Annotated in this window: 9 protein-coding genes and 2 pseudogenes; 2 read left to right on the plus strand and 9 right to left on the minus strand. The window is 32.4% G+C overall.

Annotated features, from left to right (window positions below):
* A pseudogene (locus RMO53_RS04830) lies at window positions 1-223 on the plus strand (hypothetical protein); the annotation flags it as partial.
* An 8-nt stretch (window positions 224-231) separates the two neighbouring features.
* On the opposite strand, the gene RMO53_RS04835 reads toward RMO53_RS04830, so the two are convergent.
* The 9 genes from RMO53_RS04835 to RMO53_RS04875 form a co-directional block, all read right to left on the minus strand.
* A complete protein-coding gene (locus tag RMO53_RS04835; protein WP_310378548.1) occupies window positions 232-2,883 on the minus strand; it encodes a TonB-dependent receptor in 2,652 nt (883 codons plus the stop codon).
* Window positions 2,884-3,579, minus strand: coding sequence for a GLPGLI family protein (locus tag RMO53_RS04840; RefSeq protein WP_310378550.1), 696 nt, complete (start codon window positions 3,577-3,579; stop codon window positions 2,884-2,886). It lies immediately after the preceding gene.
* A 51-nt stretch (window positions 3,580-3,630) separates the two neighbouring features.
* Complete coding sequence (locus RMO53_RS04845) at window positions 3,631-3,843, minus strand: hypothetical protein (protein WP_310378552.1); 213 nt, start codon at window positions 3,841-3,843, stop codon at window positions 3,631-3,633.
* A gap of 134 nt (window positions 3,844-3,977) precedes the next feature.
* On the minus strand, window positions 3,978-6,167 hold the full coding sequence (locus RMO53_RS04850; RefSeq protein ID WP_310378554.1) for a TonB-dependent receptor domain-containing protein: 2,190 nt from the start codon (window positions 6,165-6,167) through the stop codon (window positions 3,978-3,980).
* Window positions 6,168-6,457: 290 nt separating this feature from the next.
* Window positions 6,458-6,859 carry an alternative ribosome rescue aminoacyl-tRNA hydrolase ArfB gene (gene arfB, locus RMO53_RS04855; protein WP_310378564.1) on the minus strand — a complete coding sequence of 134 codons (402 nt, stop codon included), beginning with the start codon at window positions 6,857-6,859 and terminating at the stop codon, window positions 6,458-6,460.
* A gap of 2 nt (window positions 6,860-6,861) precedes the next feature.
* A complete protein-coding gene (locus RMO53_RS04860) occupies window positions 6,862-8,970 on the minus strand; it encodes a DUF4301 family protein (RefSeq protein WP_310378556.1) in 2,109 nt (702 codons plus the stop codon).
* Window positions 8,931-9,554, minus strand: coding sequence for a nicotinamide riboside transporter PnuC (pnuC, locus tag RMO53_RS04865; RefSeq protein ID WP_310378559.1), 624 nt, complete (start codon window positions 9,552-9,554; stop codon window positions 8,931-8,933). The genes RMO53_RS04860 and pnuC overlap by 40 nt, the downstream gene beginning before the upstream one ends.
* Window positions 9,555-9,610: 56 nt before the next feature.
* A complete protein-coding gene (locus RMO53_RS04870) occupies window positions 9,611-10,333 on the minus strand; it encodes a geranylgeranylglyceryl/heptaprenylglyceryl phosphate synthase (protein WP_310378561.1) in 723 nt (240 codons plus the stop codon).
* Between the two features lie 249 nt (window positions 10,334-10,582).
* Window positions 10,583-11,062 carry a hypothetical protein gene (locus tag RMO53_RS04875; protein WP_310378562.1) on the minus strand — a complete coding sequence of 160 codons (480 nt, stop codon included), beginning with the start codon at window positions 11,060-11,062 and terminating at the stop codon, window positions 10,583-10,585.
* Between the two features lie 94 nt (window positions 11,063-11,156).
* On the opposite strand from RMO53_RS04875, the pseudogene RMO53_RS04880 reads away from it, so the two are divergent.
* Window positions 11,157-11,367 (plus strand): annotated as a pseudogene (locus RMO53_RS04880) (hypothetical protein); the annotation flags it as partial.

Genomic DNA, 11,367 nt, shown 5'->3' on the forward strand with positions numbered 1-11,367 from the left:
AATTTTTAATACAACCGGAACGGGTTACAATGCCTTTGATGCGGCTTGTCCCAATCAAGCTTTGGCTGCTTGTTCCACCATGTCAATAAGTGGAATTAATGCGGTTTGCGCCTGTGATAACGCGCAATACAGTTTGTTTACTGGTCAAAGCGCCGGAAAACAATATCCTATGAAACAATATCGTGTTGAAGTTATTGGGAATATTATTCGGGTTTATAATTAGAGAATACATTACAATTTATAGCTCGCTGTAAACAAAAACACTCGAGGTAATACAAAAGTAGCTTGATTACTAATGATATAATCTGAAAAAGAATAATTATTTTTTGTTTGGATATTAAACAAATTATTGATTGAAAATTCAAAACCAAAAGGGTTATTTTTCTTTTGATAGCGCAATGATGTATTGGCTATTTCATAAAAATTACTTTGATTATTATTGTTAGTGTTTTTAAGATTTTCATATTGTAGTTCAACTGTCCAGAATTTTAAAAAAGTGGATTCGAAATTTGAACTAATTGCATCTGATTGATAATTAGACTTTGTTAATCCTGAAAACTGACTGTAGCCTTTGGTATAAGTAGAAGAAAAATTTGGCCATTTTTTATAAATAGTTTTAAAAGTAAGCCCTATTTTTTGAGTATTCCTATCATTTACTGTAGCGACATTATTAATGGTTTGAGTATAATTGAACCAACTTAAATTGGTGTTTAATTTGAGGTTAAACCGATAGATTTTTTTGCTAAATGAACCATTAAAACCGTAATTAGTCTCTGGATTATCGCTTAATATTGGGGTGTTAAATTGATTTATACCGTCTATTTGAATTTCGTTTCTGAATGCTTTTGTTTTTTTATTAAAATTCAACATACCATTCCATATGATACCTCGATACATATTCATTTTTGAATACCTTATATTCGCAGAATGATACCGTTCGTTACGTAACATTGCATTTCCTTTATAAACCAAATTATAATTTTGTAATGTAAATTGATTTGCAAGTTGGCTAACCTCAGGAAAGCCGTTTACTAATTTATAAGTAAAATTTAATGTTTCTGATTTATTAAATTCGTAATCACTGTTCCATTGGGGTTGATATAGTGTTTTTGACAACAAATAATTAACTCCATTTTGATGTGTATTTAAATGATACCAGTGAAAATATAAACCTGGCTTATTAGTCCATTTTCCTATTCTAAATTTATACTCTAAGCCCAAGTATGCATCGTTCAATTTGTATTTTACATCGTTACCATATCCCGCAGAAGCAAAATCATTAATACTACCATTTGTAAGTACTTGTTTTTCGGAAGTTACAAATCTTGATGTTCCGTAATTACTGCCAATATTTGTATATAAATGATTGAAATTATTGATAATCCAATAATGTTTGAAAAGCGCATCAAAGCTATTATTTTTTATCTTTTTAACTTGTTCAATCGTATATAAAACATCATTTTGCAAAGGTATCAATCCAGCTAAAAAGGGCTGATTGGTATACCATTGATTTGTTGGAGTATTATTTTCATACGCTTGATTTATAGCTAATGTTGTTGTGTGTTTTAAATTATAGTTCTTGTGCCATTCCACATATTGTTTTACGGAATTGTTATCTGCTTTACTAATGGATTCAAAAGTATTTGAATTTAAATTTGTAATTGAATTTATCGTTTTCGACAAATTGTTTGTACTTGACTGATATTGTGCATTGTAATACCATTTCTCTTTTTTGTTTGGTGTATAATCAAGCTTTGCATTAGCAATTGCTAAAAGGGAACTATTATCACCGTTCTGCAATTTGTTTTCAAAAACAATAGTACTATTTTGTAAATAATCATTTTTGCTTTCTGATTTTACATTTGTAAATACTTTGGAAAGAATTCCAAAACCAGAAACCGATAACTTTGTTGAAGGATCGAAACTAAAATTTACAGCCCCAAATTTTGATTTGTTTTGTAGCACGTCTTGATTATCATTTGCAAAGGAATACAAGTTTGTAAATGATTTTCTTCCTGAAATAAAAGTACTGTATCCACCACCAAACCGCATTAAATCTTCGAATGTAAAAGTGCTTTTGCCTACATTATTTACATCGCCTATAAAACTTAAGTTGATTTTTGGTGCATAATAAAATAAAGCGGCATGAGCTAAATTGTATGTATTATTTCCTATTCCTGCTTGTAAATCCCCAAAAACAAATTTTTTCTTATCCGCTTTCAATTTAACATTCATTGCCAAGTCTTCGCTGTCTGAAACTTGTTTCAAAAAACCAACTTCGTTAAAATTATCTATAACTTCAATTTTGTCTAGCGCATCAGCCGGAATGTTTTCGACAGCCAATTTAGAACCTCCACCAAAAAATGATTTTCCTTCGACGAGCATTTTTGTTACCCTTTTGCCCTGCACTGTAACATTTCCTTTTTTGTCCACTTCAACTCCAGGTAGTTTTTCAAGAATTTCTTTCATTTTACGTTCGTTACCGTTTGCAAATGATTTGACATCAAAAGTCATGGTGTCTTTCTTGATGATAATAGGTTTGAAATCGTGTTTTATAATTATTTCTTTGAGTTGTTCTCCGGTTGGTTTTAATTTAAAATTATGAGTGACAGTAGTTGAATTGGGTTCTACAATAAGTACTTCTTCAATGAATCCTATGTAGGAAACCGTGATTTCATATTTTACAACATCGTCAAGTTCTAATCGGTATCGCCCTTTATTATCCGCAATGGCAAACTTTAAATTTGCTTTTTCTTGTAGCGGTTTTGCAATAATGTTAGCGTTTTCTAATGGGATGTTTGCATCGTCAGACACAACTCCTATAATGCTGTGAGTTTGTGAGAAGGATGTGTAAAAAAATAATAAAAATAGAATTCTAAACATTTAATTCCCTGATAACAACTTTTTATCATATTCTTGACTAGTGATAGTTTTTCCTTGTGGAAACTCAATTTCAATTTCTTTGTCTTGTATCATTATTTTTGTTGCTAAATACGTAGTATAGGATTGTTGTAACTCTAGAATTAATCCAGGTAAACCGTGAAAATCGATTGGTCCAAATGAGTACGGTAAACTTGGAGCAAACCAAGCTGTGATTGTAAGTACTATTTCCTTACCAAATCTATTTATTCTTGGCTTTTTATATTCTGCTTTGTAACAAAGATATTTATCTATAAGTTTTGTTTCTGTTAAAATAGTCCAACCAGAGGAAAGAGCCTCTGATTTTAATAAAATATTATCCTGTTTTTTGGTTACTAATTCTTTCTTATTGAGGTCTAAATAAAAGGCATCAGAAGTGATGAAGGCTATTTTAGCCATTTTAATGGCATGCTCATCTATTCCTTCTCGCGTTAATGATTCTATGGATGAAAAACTAGATACAGCATTGTTAAACTTTAGTTCATATTTTTGATTTTTTGCTGCAACAATGAAACTTCTTATTAAATCATTTTGTGCATTTCCTTCTTTAAAAGTTACATTTACGTCTGCTATACTGTATTCTATAATTCCTGCTCTATTTTGAGATATACTAATGGAATAATAAAATAAACCTACTATTATTAAAATGTTTTTTAACATATATGTTTGTTTAAAATTATGGGTAGAATTAATTACTACCCATAATAAGATTTAATTTATTGCATCACTTACACTTTTTTGACAAGCTGTAAGTTGACCTTGATAAAAATCATGTGATTGTTGTTGAGTCATGTGCCCGTCTGCATCTGCAACTTCAAGAGCCGCAATAGCAACTTGTTCACAATTAACTTCAACAACGGTACTGGCTAATGCAGCTCCGCTAAAAGCTATCACTGCGATAGCTGTAAAAACTAATTTTTTCATTTTTTTAATGGTTTAAATTTATACTAATTTTTTGGTTAACCATTGTAAAAGTGAAAAAAAAAATGTAATTGGCGAATTATCTTATAATTTTAACAAAAATTTAACAAGTGTGTCGTTGAAATGCATAAAACAACCTAAAACTTCATTGTCAATCCCACCAAGAAATTAATTCCTGCTTGTGGATAATAATACGGGTACACATCATACATGTATCCGTTTGACACATATTTTTTGTCTAAAAAATTATTGACTAAACCTGTCACTACAATTTCATTGAAAATCGTTTTAGGGTTAAAAGTGTAAGTTACATTTAAATCATTGACAAAATAATCCGCCAGTTTTGCTGCTGGCAACTCGATGTTATTGAGATATTGTTCGCCCACAAATTTTTGCAACCATGAAATTTGAAAACGCTCGGATGGTTTATAAACCAAAATATTTCCTGCTATAATCGATGGCGAATAGGCAATGTTCCTAGTTCCGTAATTTTCTCCTGCAACTGCCAAGTCAACATTTTTATTACTACTCAAAGTGAAATTAGGTCTCATAATCCATTTTTCGGACAAAGCAATAGTAGCATCAATCTCCAATCCTAGTCGGTAACTTTTTTCGCTATTAGATCGTATTGGACTTCCTACATCGTCGAGATTTCCCGTTAAAATCAATTGGTCTTTGTAGGCCATATAATACACATTGGTGTTTAATTTAATTTTATTCGACGCAAATCTCCAACCCAATTCAAAGTCGTTTAGTTTTTCTGGTTTGGCAAAACCACCTTCATAATCCGTTCTATTAGGTTCGCGATTGGCTCTTGCATACGAAACATACAAAGTGTTATTGGCATTGAATTCATAATTCAATCCTGCCTTTGGATTAAAAAAATCAAAGGTATCATCGACTAAAATCGCCTGAACACCATTCGCTTTATACCTTACATGACGGTATTGCAAATCCCCAAACAAACTTATTTTCTCACTAATTTGATAATTGGCTTTGGCAAAAATAGTCCCATCGGTTTTTGTTCCAAAATCATCGTAATAACGATCTCCCAATTCGCTTTGAGAAGCAAATCGTGCCCAGATTACTTTTCCAAAATGATCGCCTTCGTATTTATTCCATCCGCCACCAAAAATGGCATCTAGTTTCTGGGTTTTATAATTTAATGAAAATGTGGTACCATAAAAATCATTGTCCAACCATTTCTGACGCACTAGATCTGTCGCAGTTTGCCCAACAACAGTAAGTAATCCATAATCCGAAAAATCGGCATCTTCTTTGTAATTCTCGTAATAACCTTTGCCTTGTGTGTAATGCAAAGCAAAATTTGCACTCCAGTTTTCTGAAATTTTTTCGTTCCAATGCAATTGATAATGATCTTGTTGGTAATTGTCGGTTTCGTTATCATAGAAACGTGTAGTTCCAAATTCATCTGTAAAAATCCCAGCAGAATTAAATGCTCTATTAGAATTCAAAGTTTCAGAATCTGTTCCGTTCCACGATTGATAGGTTTTTTCTTTTCCTCCAAAAACTAGTGCTTTTATCAACGTAGTTTTTCCTACATACGTTCCTTGCAAAAAATAAGATTTCAAATCCGATGCTGCTCTGTCAATATAACCCTGAGAATCAATAGTAGACAATCGTCCTGCGAGTTCAAAACCTTGTGTTGAATTTTTTTCAGTAGAATAGTTCAGCAATCCCGTACTAAATTTTACCGTATGTTTTCGAGTATTGAAACTACCAAATGAATTTGAGATTTCGCCATTACTGTTATTTGAATAACTATCGGTAAGCATGTTTAGGCTTGCGCCAAAAGCTCCCGCACCATTTGTTGAAGTTCCCACACCGCGTTGCAATTGCAAACTTTCGACCGAAGAGGCAAAATCGGGCATGTTCACCCAATACGTTCCGTGACTTTCGGAGTCGTTGTACGGAATACCGTTTATGGTGATATTCACTCTAGTAGCATCGCTACCACGAACCCGAATTCCGGTGTAACCCACACCATTTCCAGCATCAGAAGTAGTAACAACCGATGGTAAATAATTCATTAAAATAGGAATATCTTGTCCGAGATTTCGGAATTTAATTTCTTTTTTATCCAAATTACTAAAACTAACCGGTGTTTTTGTTGTAACCCGAACTGCCGAAACCAAAACTTCATCGAGTTGATAAACTTTGGTTGTGTCCTTGACTTGCGAGAAAGAGTGAAAAGAAAATAGTAAAAAGAAAATAGAGAAAAGACGAAGAAATAAAAAATTTGAAGATTTCGTCTTGGTGCTTAGCACTTGGTACTTGGTGTTTTTTAAATAAAATAAAGTATTCATCCGTAAAAAAATTACGAATAAAAGGGGGAATTATTCTTTTGTTAAATTAAAATTATGATTGTTTCCTATGACAAATAGTTAGCGTGCACACTAATTTTGTCATTTTTTCCCTTAGCAACATTACTTGCTCAGGTTCGTTGGGTATAATCTCAGCTGTCATTCCATTTTTGGAATCTAGCACCCCTTTGAGACGGGTCAAAGATAGAAAAGTATCACGACAAAAGTAGTAAGTAGAACCATTTTTTGGAATTAATTTTCTAGTCTTGATACTTAATACTATTATCTTACTACTAAACGTCTGGTTTTCTGCGGGATTTTTTAATATCCGATAAATTCTTTTTATCCTTGATTCTTTTTCGAATTACTGATTTTGGAATTTTTGTAGCTTTTCTGATTTTTGGAATCACAAGTCCTGCAGTAATTATATTTAGAAAACGTTTAGTTACAATAGCCTTATTTTTTAACTGACTGCGATCTTCGTCGCAATTTAAAATCAGAATTTGTTCTAAAGTCAATCGCGAAGATAATTTAGTTTCTAACAAAAGTTTCTCTTCCGCAGACAATGCTTGCGAATTTCTCAAATCGAATGTCAACACCACTTTTGAGGATACTTTATTCACGTTTTGACCACCAGCGCCACTGCTGCGAACGGCTTTGAAACTTAATTCTGATATGATTTTTGTTGCGTCCAAAATCATTGTGGTTGGTGTGCAGGTTTTAGTAAATCATTTACAGTTTTCACGGGATTGAAGGTAAGCAATGGAACTTCGACAAAAATAGTTGTCCAACTTGCCATGGCGCCGTTCCATAAACCAGGTAATTCATAGCCTTTTAAATGATTTCCGTTTTTATTTTTCTCAACAACAAAACCACTGTTTTTATCCACAAAATCAATTAAATTAAATTTTACTCCTTTATGATTTTTGATGCCACAAACGATATCTACAGGGTTAAAATGAGTGGCCATTCCAAGAATTCTACATTGATTTGAATTGGTTAAATCAACTTGTGAAGTCTCAACGATTTGCAATGAACTAATCCCTTTCAAATTCAGTACCCAAAATGGTCCGCCGCCAGGTTCGCCTTCATTTTTGACCATACCACAAACTCGAATAGGTCTGTTTAGAATATTGATTAGAAAGTTAATTTTATTTTCTAAGGTGTACTTCGAAAAATCTTCAACAAATTCAGCATTTAATTTATTTTTGACGAAAGTTATTATCGGTAATAAAGTTTGTTCTGTTGAGTTTCCAATTTCATCTAAATACTTGAATATTTGTTGTTGCAGTTCTAACAAAATTCCTGCTAATGCTTTTTTATACAAAGCGATGATTTCAATATGATTTTGAATAACATTATCTATGTTTTTTATAAAAATAATATCCGCTTCAAGTCTGTTCAAATTCTCAATTAAAGCTCCGTGTCCTCCAGGCCGAAAAATCAATTGATTGTTTTCATCTCTGTACGGATTATTTTTCAAATCAACAGCAATTGTGTCTGTAGTTTTATCTTGATAGGAATAAGTTGTCGTTATTTTTACTTTAGATTCATTTTCAAATTGATTTTTTACGGTTTCTATAATACTTTCAAATTGACCTTGATGAGATTCTGAAACGGTAAAATGCAAATGAGAATTACCCTTCGAAATAGAGTAATAAGCACACTCGTGAAGATGCTCTTCGATGGCGGTTGCAATATGAGTTTTGTATTTATGAAACGGCAACACTCCTTTAGGTTTATTTATAAAATCAAAGTAATCTGATGACAGCAGTAATTTTATAAAATAATAATTCTTACGATCTCTTTCCCACGTATTAAAGTCCGTAAAATTCTCTCGAAGTTTTGTATAAATGGCTTCAAAGAATGGAAATTTCTCCATTCCAACAATAAAAATAGAGAGTTCACTGTCTTTTTTTCTATTGATATATGCATTTATACTTTCGTTTTCAAGATCAAACTCATTTAAAAAAGTACTTAAAAACTTAAACATTCTACTTGCTGCGCCTGAGGCTGGAACAAATTTTTTCAGCTTTAAATTTTCTTTTTTAGTATCAAAAAAAAGCGCCTTTTCTCGAAATTCTTCTTCAGAGAAATGTAAAATACCGTCGTTTAAAATCGCTGGTTTTTCGAGTATTGTTTTTGCAATTCCGGTTTTGAAAATTTGCAATTGGTTTTTTATGTTTTCTAACGGAATTCCGTGTTGGTAAATTTGGACAAAATCCTGTGAGGAGAAACCCATTTTTTGAGTAGCGGTAAAATCATTGATAATTGAAATTGCTTGTTTTAAACGCGACTTTTTATCTCCAGAAAGCAAAATGTAAGGTTTGTTATTTGTTTCTAAAGCGGTCTTGAAAGTGTCAAAAATCACTTGCCTGTTTTCTGGACTATCTCGCAATCCATCATCTTCCCATGGAACATCGATATTTGTTAGAAAAAATAAATCGTATTTGTGTTTTCGTGCGGCTTTGTCCAGAATTGGGTCGCAATGGTTATAATAGATTTCCGAAAAAACTTTGGTAACTAAAAGATTGGTATCACAAAACAAATAGTTATTCGCAAGCGCCAAACTTTCGTTTTCTAATTTTGTTTGACCAATTGCAATGGGTAATAAATCTTCGAGTACACAAATTTCGCCAGTTTTGTCGAGTTTTTCTTGAAGATAATCACGAGCAAATTCTGGTATCCAAACCGTATCAAAGTGTTGGGCAAGTTCTTTAGACAATGTTGTTTTCCCGGTACTTTCGGGTCCAAACAGGGCTATTTTTATGATATTAGTTTGTTGTTGTTTAAGGTTTTCTTCCATTCTATATAAGCTGAAACTGCTAAAATTGTAAAAATTATATATTGTATACTTGTAAAAGTATATCCTTTTGCAAAGTATAACGGAATTGAAACTAGGTCACCAATAATCCAAAATACCCAGTTTTCGATTTTTCTTTTGGCCATGAGCCACATTCCAACAAAGAAAATTCCTGTAATAAATGTATCTAAATAGGCATACCAAGTAGTAAATTTGTCAAAATACTGATAAACCAAAACTATTAATGCGACCGTAAATATAAAGATAATTACAGCAATTCGTTTTTCGCGATTGGAAATTGTTGAAATTGGAAATTGAGCAACTTCCCCTTTTTTCCTAGTCCAGTGATACCAACCATAAATGCTCATTATGAAATAGTATCCATTGATAATCATATCGCCTAACAAACCCCATTTCCAAAGCAAATATACATAAATAGATGTACTGATGATTCCGGTTGGGAATACCAAAATGTTATCTTTTTTAGCATACCAAACACTGAATAATCCAAAAATTACAGCCGTAATTTCTAGAATGATTTCATGTGTTGGATAGGTGCTGTATTGTGCAAAAAGATATTCGAACATTTGATTTTTTATTTTGGATAGAGATGTTGCAGTGCAACTTTTTTACTACAACGTGATTACGTATTTTTATTAAAAAAATTTAAATCGTTTTCAAAAGCGGTTCCAATAACGACCAAATCAGCACCAGAATCATAGGCATTTTGAATTCCTTGCAAATCTACAATTCCACCACCAACAATTAATGGGATTTGAATGTTTTGAGAAACTAATTTGATAATTTCTTTAGGAATAGGATAATTTGCGCCGCTTCCGGCTTCGAGATAAATGAGTTTGTTGCCCAACATTTCGCCAGCTTGTGCCGTTTGTAGAATGTATTTAGGATTCTCTCGAGACAGCGGTTTGGTCTTGCTCACACGTTCTACAGCAGTTTCTGTTCCACTTTCGATGAGAATGTATCCTGTTGAAATTATTTCGAGATTGGTTTGTTGCAAAATTGGAACGGCATTTATTTGGTGTTCAATGAGATAATCTGGGTTTCTTCCTGAGATTAAAGACAGAAACAAAATGGCATCGGCTACGTTCGAAATCTGGGAATGATTTCCAGGAAAAAGAACGATGGGCAAATCGCAGTTTACTTTAATTAGAGCAATTAATTTGTCTAAATGATTTCCTGAAAAAGTGCTTCCGCCAATAAAAATGTGTGTTGCTGGCGATTGCTTTATTTTTTTGGCAAAGATTGGAATGTTCGTCACATCGATTTTATCGGGATCGAGGAGAATGGCGAGTAGCTTCTCGTTATTGGCTTTTGATTGTAGAATGTTGTTGTAAATGTTTGTCATTTATTTTTATCTGAAATTGCTTGTGTGAAATTAGATTTGACAACTTTTTGAAAATTGTCAAATCTGTTTATAAATGTTTGTCATTTATTATGAACTGAAATTGCTTGTGTGAATTTAGATTTGACAACTTTTTGAAAGTTGTCAAATCTGTTTGTAAATGTTTGTCATTTATTTTTATCTGAAATTGATTGTGTGAATTTAGATTTGACAACTTTTTGAAAGTTGTCAAATCTGTTTGTGAAATTATTTTTAATCCTCAATAAAAAAGTCTCTTTCAACGGAATCGGTTTTACTTATATATTCTAAATGACAATATTTTAGATTATCAATGTCTCCAAAATAACTAATCAATTCTTCTTTTAGTAACTTAGTGTCTTTATTTGATATAATATTATGATAGGACGACCATCTCCAATCTCTAAAATCTTTAACTAAATTATGCTTTTGTGCATTTGTATTGATATAACAAGCTAATTCCCGTAAATAATTTTCATCTTCTACTCTAACACGTTTAAATGGTGTTTGAAAAAGTGTTCCAATTCTATTTTGTTCTTTATTAAAAGCCATTGCATAACTTTGAAAAAACTTCTTAAATTGATGACTTACAATATCGTGTGTTGTTTTTTGTAGATTTGGTGATTCAAGATTTGACAACTTTACAAAAGTTGTTAAATCAGTATTCGTCTTATTTTCATCACGAAGATTTGACAACTTTTGAAAAGTTGTCAAATTTCGACTTATGATACAGCCTCAGCGGGTGTTACGATACTAATTTGTACCTTTGCGGGGCATCTGTTTTTAGCGTTGCGATCTTGATTGTCTTATGAAATATTTTTGGCCCGTTTTTATGTTGTTCACGTTCATCATCCGCGAAGTTTTCAAGTCGAACCCCGCTTGGACGGAACAGGTTTACAGCCGGGGCATTTTTCAGGGCATCCGCTATTTTTTTGATTATCTGACCGGTTGGCTACCCTTCCCGCTGACCTATTTATTGTTTGCAGCACTCCTTTGGAAATTCATTGCCGGCATACAAT

The organism is Flavobacterium sp. (assembly GCF_031409475.1).
In the GTDB taxonomy this organism is placed as follows: Bacteria; Bacteroidota; Bacteroidia; order Flavobacteriales; family Flavobacteriaceae; genus Flavobacterium.

Bases quoted from the DNA above. Each gene is read 5' to 3' on its own strand.
- RMO53_RS04835 (WP_310378548.1), bottom strand. From the start codon at position 2,883: ATGTTTAGAATTCTATTTTTATTATTTTTTTACACATCCTTCTCACAA.
- RMO53_RS04840 (WP_310378550.1), bottom strand. From the start codon at position 3,579: ATGTTAAAAAACATTTTAATAATAGTAGGTTTATTTTATTATTCCATT.
- RMO53_RS04845 (WP_310378552.1), bottom strand. From the start codon at position 3,843: ATGAAAAAATTAGTTTTTACAGCTATCGCAGTGATAGCTTTTAGCGGA.
- RMO53_RS04850 (WP_310378554.1), bottom strand. From the start codon at position 6,167: ATGAATACTTTATTTTATTTAAAAAACACCAAGTACCAAGTGCTAAGC.
- RMO53_RS04860 (WP_310378556.1), bottom strand. From the start codon at position 8,970: ATGGAAGAAAACCTTAAACAACAACAAACTAATATCATAAAAATAGCC.
- pnuC (WP_310378559.1), bottom strand. From the start codon at position 9,554: ATGTTCGAATATCTTTTTGCACAATACAGCACCTATCCAACACATGAA.
- RMO53_RS04870 (WP_310378561.1), bottom strand. From the start codon at position 10,333: ATGACAAACATTTACAACAACATTCTACAATCAAAAGCCAATAACGAG.